At 42.8% G+C, this 17709-nt stretch carries 17 protein-coding genes; 12 read left to right on the forward strand and 5 right to left on the reverse strand.

Annotation, left to right across the window (positions count from 1 at the left end; translation table 11 throughout):
* Window positions 1-14: 14 nt before the first annotated feature.
* Together LS71_RS06985 and ribA are read right to left on the reverse strand one after the other, a co-directional pair.
* Window positions 15-1253, reverse strand: coding sequence for a molybdopterin molybdotransferase MoeA (locus tag LS71_RS06985; RefSeq protein WP_034355489.1), 1239 nt, complete (start codon window positions 1251-1253; stop codon window positions 15-17).
* Window positions 1254-1350: 97 nt separating this feature from the next.
* Window positions 1351-1935 carry a GTP cyclohydrolase II gene (gene ribA / locus LS71_RS06990; protein WP_034355486.1) on the reverse strand — a complete coding sequence of 195 codons (585 nt, stop codon included), beginning with the start codon at window positions 1933-1935 and terminating at the stop codon, window positions 1351-1353.
* A gap of 189 nt (window positions 1936-2124) precedes the next feature.
* Here ribA and LS71_RS06995 point away from each other — a divergent pair, with 189 nt between their 5' ends.
* Window positions 2125-3609 carry a catalase gene (locus LS71_RS06995; protein ID WP_138109875.1) on the forward strand — a complete coding sequence of 495 codons (1485 nt, stop codon included), beginning with the start codon at window positions 2125-2127 and terminating at the stop codon, window positions 3607-3609.
* A 73-nt stretch (window positions 3610-3682) separates the two neighbouring features.
* Entirely contained in the window at window positions 3683-4297 is a 615-nt protein-coding gene (locus tag LS71_RS07000; RefSeq protein ID WP_238700374.1) for an ankyrin repeat domain-containing protein, read from the forward strand.
* A gap of 39 nt (window positions 4298-4336) precedes the next feature.
* Here the strand turns inward: LS71_RS07000 and LS71_RS07005 are convergent, their stop codons facing one another.
* Window positions 4337-5020, reverse strand: a complete 684-nt coding sequence (locus LS71_RS07005; protein ID WP_034355798.1) for a DedA family protein — start codon at window positions 5018-5020, stop codon at window positions 4337-4339.
* Between the two features lie 148 nt (window positions 5021-5168).
* Here LS71_RS07005 and LS71_RS07010 point away from each other — a divergent pair, with 148 nt between their 5' ends.
* The 8 genes from LS71_RS07010 (at window position 5169) to LS71_RS07045 (ending at window position 11995) form a co-directional block, all read left to right on the forward strand.
* The gene (locus LS71_RS07010; RefSeq protein WP_034355801.1) at window positions 5169-5813 is read left to right on the forward strand and encodes a carbonic anhydrase; all 645 of its coding nucleotides are present in this window, start codon (window positions 5169-5171) and stop codon (window positions 5811-5813) included.
* 9 nt (window positions 5814-5822) lie between these two features.
* Entirely contained in the window at window positions 5823-6626 is an 804-nt protein-coding gene (gene kdsA, locus LS71_RS07015) for a 3-deoxy-8-phosphooctulonate synthase (protein WP_034355804.1), read from the forward strand.
* Between the two features lie 169 nt (window positions 6627-6795).
* Entirely contained in the window at window positions 6796-7266 is a 471-nt protein-coding gene (ribH, locus tag LS71_RS07020) for a 6,7-dimethyl-8-ribityllumazine synthase (RefSeq protein WP_034355807.1), read from the forward strand.
* A 6-nt stretch (window positions 7267-7272) separates the two neighbouring features.
* A complete protein-coding gene (gene nusB, locus LS71_RS07025) occupies window positions 7273-7713 on the forward strand; it encodes a transcription antitermination factor NusB (protein ID WP_034355809.1) in 441 nt (146 codons plus the stop codon).
* Window positions 7714-8412, forward strand: a complete 699-nt coding sequence (gene pyrF, locus LS71_RS07030; protein WP_034355813.1) for an orotidine-5'-phosphate decarboxylase — start codon at window positions 7714-7716, stop codon at window positions 8410-8412.
* Window positions 8413-9240, forward strand: a complete 828-nt coding sequence (gene panC, locus LS71_RS07035; protein ID WP_034355816.1) for a pantoate--beta-alanine ligase — start codon at window positions 8413-8415, stop codon at window positions 9238-9240.
* A gap of 2 nt (window positions 9241-9242) precedes the next feature.
* Window positions 9243-10484: an Opr family porin gene (locus tag LS71_RS07040; protein WP_034355818.1), complete on the forward strand. Its 1242-nt coding sequence runs from the start codon at window positions 9243-9245 to the stop codon at window positions 10482-10484.
* A 173-nt stretch (window positions 10485-10657) separates the two neighbouring features.
* Window positions 10658-11995, forward strand: a complete 1338-nt coding sequence (locus LS71_RS07045; RefSeq protein WP_034355822.1) for an outer membrane family protein — start codon at window positions 10658-10660, stop codon at window positions 11993-11995.
* Between the two features lie 168 nt (window positions 11996-12163).
* On the opposite strand, the gene cysS is transcribed toward LS71_RS07045, so the two are convergent.
* Window positions 12164-13630, reverse strand: coding sequence for a cysteine--tRNA ligase (gene cysS / locus LS71_RS07050; protein WP_194145678.1), 1467 nt, complete (start codon window positions 13628-13630; stop codon window positions 12164-12166).
* A complete protein-coding gene (gene murJ, locus LS71_RS07055) occupies window positions 13630-15114 on the reverse strand; it encodes a murein biosynthesis integral membrane protein MurJ (protein ID WP_034355826.1) in 1485 nt (494 codons plus the stop codon). Before murJ ends, cysS begins: the two co-directional genes overlap by 1 nt.
* 73 nt (window positions 15115-15187) lie before the next feature.
* On the opposite strand from murJ, the gene LS71_RS07060 reads away from it, so the two are divergent.
* Window positions 15188-17032, forward strand: coding sequence for a hypothetical protein (locus LS71_RS07060; protein ID WP_034355828.1), 1845 nt, complete (start codon window positions 15188-15190; stop codon window positions 17030-17032).
* 85 nt (window positions 17033-17117) lie between these two features.
* Window positions 17118-17708, forward strand: a complete 591-nt coding sequence (ruvA, locus tag LS71_RS07065; protein ID WP_034355830.1) for a Holliday junction branch migration protein RuvA — start codon at window positions 17118-17120, stop codon at window positions 17706-17708.
* Window position 17709 lies beyond the last annotated feature (1 nt).

Below are 17709 nucleotides of genomic sequence, written 5' to 3' on the forward strand. Positions count from 1 at the left end.
TAATAAAGCAAAGCTTAAAAGTGATTTAAAAGCATAATCTGCACTACACTGCCAGCACTTAAATCCGCGCCATTCTCTGCTAAAAGCGCCAAAGCGGTGTTGTGAGTGAGATTATTAATCATAGAGCTTTGCAAGGACTTTTTAGCGCTAAATTTCACGCCAAGTTCGCCATTATGCTGCACTAGCTCACATGCACGAAATTCCATACGAGAATCTGCGCGCTTAACATTCTCTAACAAAGTAGCATTAAAGAGCATAGGCGTGTAGATTCTATGCTGCAAGCGCGCGAGCAAAATAGAGCCAAAGAGCAGAAAGGTAACCGCACTAGAATTAGGAAAACCGGGCAGACCAAGCACAAGTGTTTTGCCAGCTGTGCCAAATGCCACAGGCTTACCGGGCTTTAATCGCACGCCTTTAAAGTGAATATGCGTAAGCTCTTGCATAATCTCTTGCGTGTAATCATAATCGCCCTTACTCATACCACCTGTGGTAAGCAGCATATCGCACTCCTTTAGCGCGCGCTCATAGGTGGCTCTAATGAGCGCTTTATCATCTTTTAAAATAGGATAAATGATAGGCTCTTGCCCCATTTGGGTAAGCAAAGATTCTAAAAGATGCGTATTTACACTTCTTACCGCACTTTGCGACGGGCTTTGCTCGCCTACTTCAACAATTTCATCACCTATGCACATCACGCCCACGCGCGCCCTTTGATACACTTGAATAAAATTATGATTAAGTTCAGCCAGCAAGCCCACTTCAAATGCGCCAATTTTATCGCCCTTTCTAAGCAGCACATCGCCTTGCTTGTAGTTATCACCCACTTGGCGAATCCATTGAGATTTTTTCACACTATCACGCGTAGTATCTAAAAAGATTCTATCATTTTTAAGCATGATATGCTCTACAATCACTAGTGTATCGGCATTATGAGGCATAAGCGAGCCAGTAAATGTCTTAATCGCATATCCAGCGTCCAATGTGGGGCGTGTAGGATTGCCCGCTTTGTTGGGAGGCAGCACCGCCAAACCGCTAGATGCTAATAAATCAATATCATCATATCTTATCGCATAGCCGTCCATTGCCGCTGTGGGATAGGCAGGGATATTTTGCGCAGCAACAATGTCCTCTGCGCAGATTCTATTAAGCGCGTTTTTGAAATGCACCTGCTGTGTGCCAAGCGGTGCTATCTCAATGGTATGCAAAATCTCCAAAGCCTCTTTATAGCTTATAAGCGTGGGGTAATCTGCCATGATATGTCCTTGTGAGTGGAATTTATAGAATCTAACCTTAAAGATATAAAATACTAAGACTATGCGGCTTTATAAAAGGCGCAGCTATAGAATCTAGCTAAAGCAAATGTCCTAATTTCTGCTTTTTAATATGCAAATAATCCTTATTGTGCGGATTACTAGGCACAATAATACTTTGGCGCACGACATTAGCATAAGGCTCTATAGCAGTAATTTTGCGCGGATTATTAGTGAGCAGATGAATATGTGTGATGTTAAAGTGCTTAAAAATCTCGCCCACAATCTCATAGCTCCTCATATCATCTTTAAAGCCTAGCGCCTCATTTGCCTCTACTGTATCATAGCCTTTATCTTGCAGGGCATAGGCATTAATTTTATTAAATAGCCCTATGCCGCGCCCCTCTTGACGCAAGTAGATAAGCATTCCGCCTTGCGGGCTAGATTCTATACGCTCCATAGCTAGAGCTAACTCATTGCCACAATCGCATTTTTTTGAGCCAAAAACATCGCCAGTTAGGCATTCAGAGTGGATTCTCACAAGGGGTGTTTGACCCAAATGCGGTGTGAAAACCACAAGGTGTTCGCGCGCGGTATTATCAGCCATATATTCCTTAAAGCTTATAGTGAAAAAGTCCCCAAAGCGCGTAGGAAGCTTGGCTTGCTGTGATATTTCATATTTCATTTATTATCCTTTTATGTTGTCTGGTATGTGAAAAATATTTGAGCAGCGGCATTCTAAAATATTTTATTAAATCCTATGCTATTAAATTTATGCTTATTACTAATTGATAATTATTATTTATTAATTATTATTTGCTAAATTTACATTGCCTTAAATCAAACAGGGAGGAATCCCAAAAAAGGAAAAATAATGAAGGAAAAATTACACTCAAACACACAAGCTCCAGCAAATAGTACCTTAACAAACAGCGTAGGCAAGCCCATAGGCGATAATCAAAACTCGCTAACTTATGGCAGCCGTGCCGCCACACTTTTGCAAGATACTTGGCTACTTGAGAAACTAGCGCATTTTGACCGCGAAAGAATCCCAGAGCGCGTCGTGCATGCAAAGGGCAGCGCGGCGTTTGGCACGCTTACGATTACGCAGGACATTACGAAATACTGCAAGGCGGATATTTTTAGCGAAATTGGCAAGAAAACACGCGCCTTGCTAAGATTCTCAACCGTGGCAGGTGAAAGGGGCGCAGCAGATGCGGAGCGCGATGTGAGAGGCTTTGCGCTCAAACTTTACACGCAGCAAGGAAATTGGGACATCGTGGGAAATAACACGCCCGTTTTTTTCATCAAAGACGCCATAAAATTCCCCGATTTTATCCACACGCAAAAGCGCGACCCGCACACGAATCTGCGTAATGCTACGGCGGCTTGGGACTTTTGGAGTTTGCACCCTGAAAGCCTTCATCAAGTGACAATCCTAATGAGCGATAGGGGCATTCCTCGCAGTTACCGCGAGATGCACGGCTTTGGCAGTCATACTTACAGCTTCATAAATGCGAAAAATGAGCGATTTTGGGTGAAATTTCATTTCAAATCACAGCAGGGCATTGCGAATTTGACAAATGAGGAGGCAGCCGCCATTATCGCGCAAGATAGGGAATCTCATCAACGCGATTTGTTTGAAAATATCGCAAAAGGCAACTTCCCAAAATGGACATTTTGCATTCAAATTATGACTGAAAAGCAGGCTAGAACGCATAGATTCAACCCCTTTGACCTAACAAAAGTGTGGCATCATCGCGAGTTTCCACTTATTGAGGTGGGAGTCTTGGAGCTAAATGAAAATCCTAAAAATTATTTTGCAGAGGTCGAGCAAGCCGCATTCAATCCAGCAAATATCGTGCCAGGCGTTGGCTACAGCCCTGATAAAATGCTGCAAGGGCGACTTTTCTCTTATGGCGATACGCAACGCTATCGCTTAGGCATTAATCACGCCCAGCTTAGCGTGAATGCGCCACTTGCGCCTGTGGCTAGCACGCATCGCGACGGCTTTATGCAAAATGGAGCGTATGCGGTGGAGAAAAACTATAATCCAAGCAGCCTCTCTGGTGGCTACATAGAATCTAGCGACGCGCTAGAGCCGCCTTTGGAGTGTGCGGGCGGCGTGGATAACGGCGTGGCGTGGCACTACAATCACCGCGATGATGATAGCGACTATTACACACAGGCGGGCGATTTGTATCGGCTTATGAGCGATTCTCAAAAAGAAGTGCTATGTAAGAATATCGCAGCGGCTATGGAGGGCGTCCCGCGTGAAATCAAACTGCGACAAATAGAGCATTTTAGCAAGGCAGATAGTGCCTATGGCGCGAGAGTTAAAGCCCTTTTGGGGGTTTAGATTCTAAATTCGTTGCGAAGCAACATTCTTTAATCGCGCGAAGCGCAAACCTCTTAAGGCGTCGTCGGGGGGTTTGGGGGGTGCAGGGGGGATAAGGGGGAGCGACTTCGCAATTCAAGCCCCCCTTGTCCCCCCTGCGAAATGCAGGGCTAAAGTAGATTCTAAGAAATTAGCGAATTTATGGAATTTACAGAATCTAGATTCTAAAAGGAAGTGCAAAATGGATATTGAAACTACACAAAAGCTAGAGGAGCTTTGCAGATATGCCTTTGAGTGCGCAAGACACGATAATGCAAGCGATTTAGAGAGGCTGCTAAATTACGGGCTGAATGTGAATTTGACAAATGAAAAGGGTGACACGCTGCTAATGCTAGCGGCGTATAATGGCAACGTGAATGCGACTAGAATCTTATTAAAGCGTGGTGCGGACATCGAAAGGCTAAATGATAAGCGTTTGAGCGTGCTTAGTGGTGCGTGCTTTAAAGGCTATGATGAGATAGTAAAAATGCTTTTAGAGCATGACGCAGACATACACGCCGGTCGCCTTAGCGCACTAAACTGCGCCCTAATGTTTAGACGCAAAAAGATTCTTACACTTTTACTCACCCACAACGCTGCGCCACTTAGCCTATGGCAGAGGATTTGCGCACGCCTTTATGGCGTGCGGAGCTTAATAGTGAGAGCATAATCGCGCTCCTAAGGAAAGCCACAAAATCTATGCCAGATTCTATGCTTTGCGTTTTTTGTATTGCCAATAAATGATGTAGCCCACCAAACACACAGCCACAAAGCCTAGCGTATAAAAACCTGCTTGTTTTACGATATTTTTAAGCTCGATTTCTGCAGCGGTTGGCGCACTTGAAGTAAAGGCATGCACGATAGAATCTACACTCATACCCACATGAAGCAGCTCGCCTATGTAGTAGCCTATAAAGGTAAGGATAATCACCCAAATGCCTGCACCCAGCGAAGTATAGAAACAAAATTTAGCTAAATTCATTCTTGCAAGCCCAGCAGGCAAAGAAATGTATTGCCTAACCACCGTGATAAGCCGCCCAATAAATGTGCTAATAGGTCCATGTTTTACAAAGAAATCTTCCATTTTTTGCATGGTAGATTCTGTAAAAAACACATACTTGCCATAGCGCACAAGGAATGCACGACCAAGCTTTAAAGCAAGATAATAATTTAATAGCGCACCCGCCAAAGAGCCACAAATACCGCAAAGCACGGCGATTATGGCATTCATCTCGCCTTGAGAAACCAAATACCCAGCCGGTATCATCACCACTTCTGAAGGAAAGGGGACAAAGCTAGATTCTAAAAACATCATCACAAAAATCCCCGTATAGCCCAAAGCCCCTACGACTTCAACAATCGCGCTAATGGCATTTCCAAGTAACTCTCCCATTGACTGCTCCTTTGTAAAGAAAATAATTTGCTATGCTTTCGATTATTTTGAGTTCGCTATAATAGCAGAATTTTATATTTGCCTCATTTGCTTAAATTATAGAATCTTATTTCAAACAAAATGCGTAAATAACGACAATGGAGCATAGATGAAAGAATTATTTGAAGGCGCTATCAAGTTTCGTGAAGAAGACTTTAATGAGCATAAAAAGCTCTATGAAAGCCTCAAAAAACACCAAGAGCCTCACACGCTATTTATCACCTGCACAGATTCTCGCGTAGTGCCTAATCTCATCACCAATGCACTTCCGGGCGATTTGTTTGTCATACGCAATATGGGCAATATCGTCCCACCTTACCTTGGGCGCGATAAAGGCATACGCGGCGGATATTTATCAACTACTTCGGCTGTTGAGTATGCGCTAAGTATTTTAGATATTAAAAATGTGATTATTTGCGGACATAGCGATTGTGGGGCTTGCTCTGCAATTTTTGATGATGCCCAAAAGCTTGAAAAAGCCCCTTATGTAAAAAAGTGGATTGAGCTGCTAGAGCCAGTTAGGGCAAAAGTTGATGCGCTAAAGCCTAATTCTAAGGCAAAACGCACTTGGCTTATGGAGCAAGTCAATATCGAGCAGCAGCTAGAAAATCTTATGACTTATCCCTTTGTAGAGGAGCGGTTTGATAGGGGTGAGCTTAACATTTATGGGTGGTATTACATCATTGAAACGGGTGAAATTCTAAACTATAATATGATTCAGCGTGAATTTAAGCCTATTAATAAAGTTAAATAAGGAGGAAGTATGATTTTAATGAGCGGACCTTGCGTGATTGAAAGCTATGAGGCGCTAAGCGCGGTAGCTAGCGCGCTAAAGCCTTTGAGCGAAAATCCACATATTGATTTTTATTTTAAAGCTAGCTTTGATAAGGCAAATCGCACGAGCCTTGATAGCTATCGCGGACCGGGCTTAGAGAAAGGCTTAGAAATGCTAGCGCGCATTAAAGAGGAATTTGGATATAAAATTATTACTGATATTCATGAGAGTTATCAAGCCAAGCCCATAGCGGAGGTGGCTGATGTGATACAAATCCCTGCTTTTTTGTGCCGTCAGACAGATTTAATCCTAGCTGTGGCGCACACAGATAGAATTGTGAATATCAAAAAAGGGCAGTTTATGAATCCAGCAGATATGCAATACAGCGTTTTAAAGGTGATTAAAACGCGTGGAGGCACACAAGCTACTTATGAGCAGGCAAAAAAATATGGCGTGTGGCTCACAGAGCGCGGAAGTAGTTTTGGCTATGGAAACTTAGTGGTGGATATGCGCTCGCTTGTGATAATGCGCGCCTTTGCGCCGGTGATTTTTGACGCGACACACAGCGTGCAAATGCCCGGTGGCGCGGGAGGAAAAAGCGGGGGCGATAGCTCTTTTGTCCCCTATCTTGCGCGCGCAGCAGCGGCTGTTGGTGTAGATGGATTTTTTATGGAGACGCACTTAAATCCAAAGGAGGCTTTAAGCGATGGTCCAAATATGGTGCAGACAGATGCGCTCATACCGCTTGTGCAGAAGCTTTATGATATACAAACGCTCTGCGAAAATGCCTAGATTCTATAAATTCTGCGCTATTGCTTTTGTAAAAGCCGCGCGCATCTTACGTAAAATGAGCAAAGCCCATTTACGCGCCTAAAGTATAAAGTTATAGCTGCTTTAAGCATCTATGACTTTATATTTTAGGTTAGATTCTATAAAATACAAATTTTTAAGGAGTATAGCGATGAATGTTATTGAAGGGAAATTACAACTCAGTGGCGATGAAAAAATTGCCATTATCTGCGCGCGATTTAATCACCTAATCACCGATAGATTGGTGGAGGGCGCAAAAGATTGCTTTTTAAGGCATGGCGGGAGAGATGATTTGCTTGATTTGGTGCTAGTGCCAGGAGCTTATGAAATCCCCTTTGCGTTGCAAAAGATTTTATCTCAAGGCGAGTATGATGGCATTTGCTGCTTAGGTGCGGTGATACGAGGCTCAACGCCGCATTTTGATTATGTCTCTGCTGAAGCAACAAAAGGCATAGCTAATGTAACGCTTAAATACGGCGCGCCTGTTACTTTTGGCGTGCTTACAACAGATAACATCGAGCAAGCCATTGAGCGCGCAGGCACAAAGGCCGGAAATAAAGGCTTTGAGGCAATGGCTGGGCTTATTGAGCTAATTAACCTTTATGCGCATCTTGGGGCTTAAACCCCTATGGCGACACGCACACAAGCACGAGAAGCGGTTATTGGCATGCTTTATGCCTATGATTTGGGTAATGACCACATCATGCAAGCCGCGCGTAGTATGCTTGAGGAAAAAAAAATCCGCCACAAGCAGCAGGACTTTGCCTATGCGCTGCTACAAGGCGTGATAACAAATCTAAGCGAGATTGATAAGCATATTATGCCACATCTTAAGGAATGGGATTTTGCAAGGCTTGGAGGCATAGAGCGCGCTGTGCTGCGGCTTGGGGCGTATGAAATTCTCTACACGCAAACAGATACGCCTGTGATTATTAATGAAGCCATTGAGCTTGGCAAACACTATGGTGGAGAGGAGAATGCACCACGCTTTATTAATGGTGTGCTTGATACGCTAAGCAAGGCTTACAAAAAAGCCAAAAAAGATTCTGTAGCTAAAGGGAATTTATAAATGAAATTATGCATAGCTCTTGATAATCCCACATTGCAGGAGAATTGCAACTTACTTAGGGCACTAGATTCTATCTCTAATGATAAAAAAGAGAAAATTTGGCTAAAAATTGGCTTGCGCAGCTTTATCCGCGATGGCATAAATGGGCTAGAGCGTGTGAAAACATATGGAAATTATAGAATCTTTCTTGATTTAAAGCTATATGACATTCCTAACACCATGCTTGATGCGATTACAGAGTGCCAAAAGCTTGGGATTGATATGCTCACCATTCACACAAGCTGCGGCTTTGAGGCGATGAAAATGATTGCAGATTCTAAACATAAAGCTGCAAATTCGCCACTAATTGTAGGTGTGAGCGCTTTAACAAGCTTTGACAATGAGGGCTTTGCGCAAATTTATAACGCCCAACTTTTCTCCCATACGCTTAAACTCTCAAGCCTTGCGTATAAAGCGGGCATTGATGGCGTGGTATGCTCCGTGCAAGAAAGCAGAGCCATTAAAAGGGTAACATCTAAGGATTTTTTGACTATCACGCCCGGTGTGCGCCCTTTTGGTGAAAATCCACAAGACCAAAAGCGCGTAGCAAGCCTGCAAGATGCGCTCAACGCGCAAAGCGATTTTGTCGTAATAGGGCGTCCCATTTACAAGGCAGAAAATCCCCTTGAAGTCGTATCAAACATACTGGAGGTGCTGTAAATGCAGCTTATAAGCGATATTACCTCACTGCGCGCCCATCGGGCAAAGATAAAAGGAAAAGTAGGCTTTGTAGCCACTATGGGCGCGCTGCATGATGGACATTTAAGCCTTATAGAATCTGCCAAAAAAGACAATGACTGCACTATCGTGTCTATTTTTGTTAATCCCACACAATTTGGGGCGAATGAGGACTTTAATGCCTATCCGCGCAATTTAGAATCTGATAAAGCACTATGCGAACAAGCGGGCGTAGATGTGTTGTTTGCGCCTTTGGCTAGTGAGATGTATCATTATGATGAAATTACCTTTAATCCGCCCAAAAAAATGGGATATATTTTGGAGGGATTTGATAGACCCACGCATTTTGCGGGCGTTATCCAAGTGGTATTAAAGCTTTTATGCCTCACTAAGCCACATCGCGCGTATTTTGGGCAAAAGGACGCGCAGCAAGTGTTGATTTTGCAAAAAATGGCTTATGATTTATTTCTTGATGTGCAGATTATCCCCTGCCCCATTAAACGCGATAAAGACGGGCTAGCCCTAAGCTCGCGCAATATCTACCTTAGCGCGCAGGAGCGGAAGCAGGCATTATGCATTCCGCGCGCTATAGAATCTATAAAAGCGCGCATTCAAGCAGGCGAGCAATCCACACTTGTGCTTGAACATATCGCACAAGAAATTTTAGCTAAAGAGGGGGTAAAGGTGTTTTATGCAGGGTTTTATAACTACGCGCTTGAGCCGATTGCGCGCATTCAAAAAGCAAAAAGCTTATTTTTACTTGCCGCGCAAGTGGGCAAAACGCGATTATTGGATAATTTATGGATATAAGAATGTTTAAATATATTTTGGCTTTATGGCTTGCGAGTGCGTGTGTATGGGCTTATGATAATATCGATGATGCGCTAGAAAATGGCATATCAAGCGGGGATATTACCTTTTATGGCAATTATAGCGATGGTGTCAAGTCCCCAAACCTAAGCAAAGGCGACTTTAGTGACGCGGGCTACATGGTGGGCAGCGTAGGACTAGCGTATCATTCTGCATTTTGGAAATACTTGCGCGTGGCAGTGAGCTTCCGCGCTACTGCTGTGATGTATGAGGAGGATAAGCATTCGCAATGGAGTGCCGCGCCACTCTCAAATAATCCCAACCGCTATGGGCAGGGCGATGCGTCTAGGGACTTTTATATGAATGACCGCACTATGCTTGGACAATCTTATATTGAATATTTTGATGGTGATACGAGTATTAAGGCTGGGCGGGTGTTTGCAGATTCTGAATGGGCAGATAGGCTCATTGATGGCGTGTATGTGCGTAATCGCTCACTCCCAAATGCCCTTGTTGAAGTCATTTGGGCGAAAAACAATGGATATGTGCAGTATAACAAAATGACAGGATTTTATGCGCTAAATCCCTACAATGACTTTGGTATGACGCAAGCTAGCTTTAAATATCACATTGGCGAGAGCATGAGCTTAAAATTTTATGGAATTGCTAATCCGCAGATTTTTTACGCCGCAGGGGTGAAAGCAGCTCTGCGCTATGAAAGCTCACAATCCTACATCGGCTTAAGTGGGCATTTTACCACAAGCTTTGAGCAAACTTATGGTAAGCAAGGCGGGCAAAATGGCAATGGCTACAATACTGATGTCAAAGTCTATGTGGGCGTGAAAGATATGGCTGAAGCGAGCGGAGGCTACATAGGCAGTGGCGCAAATATCGGCTGGGGCTCGCTTAATATGCTTGGCAATAGCATAAGCCCATTTTTTATGTGGGGTGGGCGTGCGCTGCTGGAGGGCGCTGATGCAAGCCTGTGGTATGGGAAAGTGATGTTTGCAATCGATAGAGTGAGCTTTGCGGTGGTATATGGTAGCACGAAATTCCGCCAAATACGGGCGATTAATGGCGCGCAAAGCCCATATGATAGAGTAAATGAAGTAAATTTGCTGCTTGATTTTGGCTTCACAGAGCATTTGAGCGCGATTTTAAATGTGCTAAATACACATGGTGGTGCGCAGATGTATTATCCACATATGACTAATGTCAATATGGGCATAAAACTAGCATTTTAAATTCTGCAGATTCTGTAATGGCTGCGTTACGCGCAGTGTGAATAATATGAAAGTAATGTTGAGCGAATAAAAAGACTTAAAAAATCATAAGTTAAGTTATATACAAGCTAACTCTTTTTAGAATACACCGTATTCTAAAAAATACGCGATATTTTTAGACAAAAGGGAAGAAAATGAGAAATTTAGTATGCGCGAGTATGGTGTTAGGAGTGCTAGGCACAGGCGTTAGCGCCTTTGATTATGGCGTAAATGGCAAGGCTATGAGCTTCACTAAATGGGGATTTAATAACCAAAAACTTAATCAAGCAGAGGGCATCGCGCCCACAGATAGCTTTACTACCATTGTAGGGCAGCTCAATCTTGATGCAGACTTAGGCGCTGGGTTTAAAGCTGGGCTTGGCGGCTCTATTGCTGGATTAGCTTTTGATTCTACACAAAACTTCACGCAAGGCATCGCCTCCCCCGTAGTAACCTCATACTTTGGCGTGGCATGGGATAAAAACAAAGTGCAAAACTACATTGTCCAAAATGCGTTTTTGGAATACAACTTTGGCGAGCATTTTTACCTTAAGGCTGGGCGGTATGAATCTGGCAAGGTGGGAGAGTATTTTAGCGGCTACAATCAAGGCGCAGAAGCCTATGTGCGCTTTAGTAGCGTAAAAATATGGGGATTTTTATCTAATCGCCGCGCCTTTGCCTATGACCAATGGTTTAATGACTTTTATCGCGTGCATGGCACATACGACACAAGCAAAGCCACGCGCAATACCTATGCCGCAGGGCTTGACCTAAATGTCGGTGGGCTTTTACTTTCTGCATTTTCATACTACATTCCGGGCAAGGTTACAGCGCCCGGGCTTAGCATTACATTTGATAGTAATCCGCAATTTGAGGGAAGTGGCTTGCGTTCTGTGAGTAAAATCCGCTCACTTTTCCCCGTGGCAGCAAGTGGATTCTATGGTGATAATATAAATGTGCGACAAGACCAATGGAGGGGGATTGATAAACATACCGCCTCACTTTTAATTGAGCAAAAATTTGAGCTTAATGCCTTTAATTTTGGGGCTGGATATTATCAAACCTTTGGCAATGCAAACGCATACATAGGGACTTGGGGTAATCCTATCATGCTAGATTATTGGACGGGAAATGCGTGGGATATAGGGCAATCTATTTCGGATATGATGGGTAAAAATGCCATTACAGGCTTTGGATTCTTTGGCGGAAAGCATGGGGAGTTTGACTGGAGGGTGATTGGTAGAGGCACAAAGAGCGATAGAAGCGATGAGCAAAGCGTGGCATTATTGCTTAATTACAAAGTTCGCAGTGACTTGAGTGTTGGTGGCAAGGTTGAATGGCTAAGCGATACCACTAAGGCAGGCTATAATCCGCTCGCTGGGTATTATGGGAGCAATACTTTAGGCGAAGGCGCAAATGCAACTAATGGGCTAACCAAAAATCGCACAGACGACCGCTCACATGTGTTCTTTTACATAAGTCATAGCTTTTAGGGGTTATAGAATCTAGATTCTATAATTTCTATTTTTGCCTCGCTATTGCGTTTCTTGTAATGCTTCTAGATTCTATAAATTTGTAGAATCTAAAGAAACAAGCATGCGCAGATTCTGTAAATACATAGAATTTAAAAAGCAAGGCTAGCAAATTTTAAAATATAGAATCTACACCTTCTCCCAAGTCGTGCCTTGCGGAGTGTCCATAATCTCAATGCCCTCCGCCTTAAGTTCATCGCGCAGCCTATCTGCTAGCGCGTAATCTTTATTCGCCTTTGCTCTCTGGCGCTCTAAAATCTTAGATTCTATCTCCTGCTTTGCCTGCTCGCTTAAGCCTAGCTGAAAATAACTCTGCGCGTCTTTCACGCCAAGCCCTAGCAAGAATTCAATACACGCAATATTTGCCCTAATGGCGACTTTTAGGGATTCATCTTTGGGAGTTTTGGTAAGGGCATCATTACTGTGCGAGAGCATTTCTTCAACAATACTTAAAGCCTTTGAAATATTATAATCATCGCTCAATGCCTCCAAAAAAGCCTGCAAAAAGTGTGGTTGAGATTTTAGAGCCAACTGCTTAAGATGCGCTAAGTGAGAGAGCGCATGAGGTGGCGTATCGTGTATAGAATCTAGCAGCGGGGCATCTGCCACGCGCTTTTTTAAGCGATAAATCTTATCAAGCCTTTTTTTACTCTGTACCAAATCTTCTTCGTTAAAATTGAGCGCTAAGCGGTAATGCACGCCTAGCAAGTAATTACGCAAAATCTCTCCATCATATATTTTAAGCGCGTCTTTAATGAAAAAACTATTGCCTAGACTTTTGCTCATTTTTTCGCCATTGATATTGACAAAACCATTGTGCAGCCAATATTTTGCAAGCTCCCTCCCAGTGGCGCAGCGCGTTTGCGAGGCTTCATTCTCATGATGGGGGAATATTAAATCCGCGCCACCTGCGTGAATATCAATGCCAAAATCCTTATCCTTATAGGCAAGATGCTGCTCAATCATCGCAGAACACTCAATATGCCAGCCCGGGCGACCCTTGCCAAATGGGCTATCATAGGCTATATCCTCCTTGCCTTTATATCCTTTCCATAGCGCAAAATCCTTATCCTCAAGCTTATCTTGCGCGTTTTGAATGCGGCTATGAGCAGGGCTAGATTCTGTGCGCTGTGAAATGCTGCCATATAGGCTATCTTTAGCTATGCTAAGATAAATATCGCTATGCTCGCCTGCATAAGCATAGCCTTTGTCAAGTAAAGATTCTATCATGGTGCAAATTTGGGGGAGATTATCTGTGGCTTTTGGCTCAATATCAGCGCGCAGCACGCCAAGTGCGTGCATATCTTTGAGATAAGATTCTATATAATGCTTGCTCAAAGTTTCCACATCTGTGTTTGTTTGGAGTGATTTTTTGATGATTTTATCATCAATGTCAGTAAAATTTTTCACAAAAATCACTTTAAAATCTAAGAACAAAAAAAGTCGCCGCCATAAATCAAAGGCTATGGAGCTGCGTGCATGCCCTAGATGCGCATCATCATACACTGTGGGTCCGCAGACATAGATTCTCACTTGATTTTCGCATATAGGGCTAAAGGGGAGTTTTTGCTTTTTGATACTATCAAAAAGGGTAATCATACAATGCTCCTTACAAAAAGATGAAAAGCATTCACAAAGGCTTTAATATAAGGCTTAAGATACCATAGCAGCAGGATTTCAACGCTAAGGATAAGTATAAGGGCTAGCCATGCTTTTTTATTATTGATTATATCTAAGAATTGCTTGAAACCAAATGATTTAATAGTGAGTATAAATAAAACAAAGCCGCTCAAACTCCCAGATAATGCTAATCCCATAGCCCCAAAAGGGTGCATTAAAATAAGCGAAAAGCCAATCCCACATAGCAGCGATATGGCTGAAATCTTTGCCGCCCTGCCCTGCATTTGATGAGAATACAGCCACAGGGCAAAAATCTTGCTTAGTCCAAAAGGTACAAGCCCAATCATATATGCGCTAAACACACCTGCGACAACAAGCGTATTTTGCGCGCTAAAATTCCCCCATTCAAATAAAAGGCTAATAATTTCCTCACTTAGCATAACACCGCCAAGCACGCACATACAAAGGATAAGCAGCAAAAACCAAAATGATTTTTTAAGCGCATTTAGGGCTTGGGCGGGCTGCTTATTCTTAATAGCCTTTGCTACAAGCGGAAAAAGTGCAGTAGAAATGGCTATGGCAAAAATGGCTAGCGGGAATTGGAAGATTCTATTTGCATAATACAGCGCGCTAATGCTTCCCTCAATCAAAAAAGAGGCTAAAAGCGTATCCGTAAAAGTAGCTAGCTGCGCTGTGGAGCTACCGAGCATAGCGGGGAAAAATTGCTTAAAAAAAGATTTTACATCATCTTTAATTTGTGCAATTTTGCGCCTTAATTTTATGTCTGGCTCTTTGGTGCAAAGCCACTGCCATAGCTCAATTGCACCCACACACAAAAGCTTGAAAAGCCCTAAATGATACAGCGGATAAAAATGCAGTAAAATCTGTGCTATGCCCCCACAAATCACACCATAGCTTAGCATATACACTACCTGCATAGAATCTGCATCATGGGCTAATAAAAGCGCGCTAATCATGGCTATATTGAGCAAAGCAGTGTTGTAGGCATTCACCCAAAAGCAATTTTTATACTGCAAAAGCGAGGAGAGAAAAGTGACAATAAACACCAGCTCTAAATACCAAAAATTAATCACCACAATGGGCTTTGCTAACTCTATTGTCTTATCATCAAAGCCATAGGCTAAAAGTTTAGTAAAAAACCCACTAAAGCACACAACCAGCAAAGATAGCACAAAAATAAATGTAGCAAAAATCATAAATGTGATAAGCGCAAACATACCCTTCCTGCGGCTATGAATAAAATTTGGCAAAAAGCTTTGCGTAAAAGCGCCCTCTCCAAAAACACGGCGAAAGAGATTTGGCAGCTTAAAAGCGGCAAAGAAAATGTCACTATACACTCCAGCGCCTAAAATCTTTGCTGTGCATAAATCACGCACCAAACCAGCGATACGAGAGAGTAAAATGCCGCTACTATTTGTTAAAAATGCTTTTTTAATCAAACTTTTTGCCTTTTTAAAGATTGAAAGTGTAAAATTATAGCCTGAATAGACAAACTTGATTGCGGGGGTTTATATGCAGTTTTTCGAGCCTATATCCGTTAAAGGCTGCACTGATGTAAATACTGAAATAAGAAAAATAGCTGATATTTATGCGCTCACTGAGGATATGATAAGCTTTGATATATTGCAGGTAAGCACCCTGTATCGCGGTGAGAAAAAGAAAGATTTTAGCCTTTTACCAGATGAGGAGTGCATAAAGATTCTAGGCGATGATGCGGAATACAATAAAAATGATTTTGAATTAAAGCAAGCCTATGACATTATGCTGCGCGGGCTAAAAGATGATGATTTAGCGCCATTTCTTGCCCTGAAAATGGACAAAGAATGCTATGAGCTAAGTTTGGAACTCAAAAAAGGCTTGGAAGTGCGCAATGATGAGGCATTTTTTAATGAACTTTATGCGCAAATCACGCGCCTAAAAGCGTGCCAAAATATTATCATACGCCTCTTTGGCGAGGATACAAAGCAAGAAATTGAGGCGCTAAAAGAGCTTTTTGCCCACCTTAATATACAAGGCAAGATAGAATCTAGCCAACATATCGTTATTGCCAAAGCAAGCGGATTTATCCCTGAAATGCAAGCAAAGTTTAAATTTATCTTACAAGAGGATTGGAATGGCTCTCACGCACTCAAAGTAGATTTTGCCTCTTATGCGGCAAAAAGCGGGGATTTAGTGGGCTTAGAACTAAAGGCTCAAGCGGGCAAAAGCGGGCGCAACCTAAAAGGCGAATACATTCATGTCAAAAAGCAAGAAAGTGCACCAGAAGAAATAAAAATACGCTTTAAAGATAGTGAATTTAGAAAAGAGGATAAAGCAGATAGTGTGGAGTATTACGCGCTGCAAGATGGCTATGTGGCGATGAGTGAGAGCGAGCTGCGCACTATTGTGGATTTTAATTTCCCTGAAGTGAGCTTGCGCAAAAATGGCTCACTGCTTGGCGGGGATAAAAAAGGCTTTATCGTGGAAGTAACTTGCGCTGACCCAAATCAAGATGCCATAGGAGCGAGCGTTACGCTTGAGGCAGCAGAAGTTAAAATCTATGGCAGTGTGGCTGAAAACGCGCAAGTAATTGCCAATAAGGCTGAAATCAATGGGCAAACACACCAAAGTGCGAGTGTAAGGGCAAATGAGATAAATATCGATATACATAAAGGCACAGCTATTGGCAGTAAAATTCGCATTAATCGCTTAGAGCTTGGCGATGTCGATGGAGAGGAAGTGTTTGTAGAGCAGGCAAATGGAGGGAGCATTAAAGCAAGGCAGATTAATATTAATGCCCTACATTCTCATACTAAAATCGCGCTCTCCGAGCTGTTGCACATTAAAAGTATGAGCGGGGGTGAAAATCGCTTTCTTATCTCATCGCGCGCTTCTTTGAAGGCTCAAGAGGAAGTGCAGCTAGTCAATGCACAGGTTGAACAGAATCTACAAAAAATGAATAAACTCCTCTCCGCGCTCAATAAAGATTTAGCACGTGTGCGTAAAACAAAGCCCGTTGTGGAAAAAATTAAAATCATTATGGAGGAAAATAAGAAAAATAATAAGCCAAATGAGCGCAATATCACTGATAGCGTGGCGCAATATGTCATTTTACTGCGGCGCACAAAATATCTTAAAGAAGCTCTAGTAGCCTTGCAGGAGCAGACAAAAGGCTTAAGCAATCACCTTGAAGTGCTAGATAGACAAACTCAAGATGCCAAAATCACTGCAGATACAGCGTGGCAGCAGGATAATGAAGTAATTTATGAGCGATTTTTCCCAGAGGGCAGGGATATTATGCTACTTAGCGATGGCGAGGAGGTAGATATCGCCATTGATAAAGAGGAGCTAAAACTCATAAAGCAGGAGCGTGAGTGACAAAATCTCAAATGATAGAATCTAGCCACAAAATCTGCAGAATCTGTGAGCAAAATCATTTAAGCCAAGCATTAAAGGAGAGTGTATGATAGTTGGGCTAAAAGGCAGGGTGCAAAAATTAGAGCCAATGTATATTGAACTGGATGTAAATGGCGTAGTCTATGGCGTGCAAATGTCGCTCAATGCCACTTCACATCTTAAAGCCCAAATCAATGGGGATACTCAAAGGCATATCTCTATCATTTGCGCGCAGATAGTGCGCGAAGATGCGCATTTGCTCTTTGGATTCTGTGAGGAGATAGAAAAGCAGACATTTGAGCGGCTCATTAAAATTAGCGGTGTGGGACCAAAGGTAGCTCTAGCCATTCTCTCCACATACACGCCAAGTCACTTTGCTAAAATCATTGCCGATAAAGATATTGATGCGCTTAAAAAAGTACCGGGCATTGGCGCCAAGGGGGCGGGGAAAATTATGGTTGATGTCGCGGGCTTTTTTGCTAAGCTCATTCAAACGCAAGAGGGTAATTTATCTGCGCAAAACACCCTTAAAGATGAAGCGGCGCTCGCCCTGCAATCATTAGGCTTTAAGGGTAGCGAAATTCAAAGGGTGCTTGAGGGCATTGAGGCATCAAATGTTTCAGATATGGTCAAGCAAGCCTTAAAAAAGCTCGCATAGA

The sequence above is a fragment of the Helicobacter jaachi genome, assembly GCF_000763135.2.
GTDB classification, from domain to species: domain Bacteria; phylum Campylobacterota; class Campylobacteria; order Campylobacterales; family Helicobacteraceae; genus Helicobacter_C; species Helicobacter_C jaachi.

Coding starts and splice junctions, on each gene's coding strand:
- LS71_RS06995 (WP_138109875.1), top strand. CDS start 2,125: ATGAAGGAAAAATTACACTCAAACACACAAGCTCCAGCAAATAGTACC.
- ruvA (WP_034355830.1), top strand. CDS start 17,118: ATGATAGTTGGGCTAAAAGGCAGGGTGCAAAAATTAGAGCCAATGTAT.
- LS71_RS06985 (WP_034355489.1), bottom strand. CDS start 1,253: ATGGCAGATTACCCCACGCTTATAAGCTATAAAGAGGCTTTGGAGATT.
- kdsA (WP_034355804.1), top strand. CDS start 5,823: ATGATTTTAATGAGCGGACCTTGCGTGATTGAAAGCTATGAGGCGCTA.
- LS71_RS07010 (WP_034355801.1), top strand. CDS start 5,169: ATGAAAGAATTATTTGAAGGCGCTATCAAGTTTCGTGAAGAAGACTTT.
- ribH (WP_034355807.1), top strand. CDS start 6,796: ATGAATGTTATTGAAGGGAAATTACAACTCAGTGGCGATGAAAAAATT.
- LS71_RS07005 (WP_034355798.1), bottom strand. CDS start 5,020: ATGGGAGAGTTACTTGGAAATGCCATTAGCGCGATTGTTGAAGTCGTA.
- nusB (WP_034355809.1), top strand. CDS start 7,273: ATGGCGACACGCACACAAGCACGAGAAGCGGTTATTGGCATGCTTTAT.
- LS71_RS07045 (WP_034355822.1), top strand. CDS start 10,658: ATGAGAAATTTAGTATGCGCGAGTATGGTGTTAGGAGTGCTAGGCACA.
- pyrF (WP_034355813.1), top strand. CDS start 7,714: ATGAAATTATGCATAGCTCTTGATAATCCCACATTGCAGGAGAATTGC.
- LS71_RS07060 (WP_034355828.1), top strand. CDS start 15,188: ATGCAGTTTTTCGAGCCTATATCCGTTAAAGGCTGCACTGATGTAAAT.
- LS71_RS07040 (WP_034355818.1), top strand. CDS start 9,243: ATGTTTAAATATATTTTGGCTTTATGGCTTGCGAGTGCGTGTGTATGG.
- panC (WP_034355816.1), top strand. CDS start 8,413: ATGCAGCTTATAAGCGATATTACCTCACTGCGCGCCCATCGGGCAAAG.
- ribA (WP_034355486.1), bottom strand. CDS start 1,935: ATGAAATATGAAATATCACAGCAAGCCAAGCTTCCTACGCGCTTTGGG.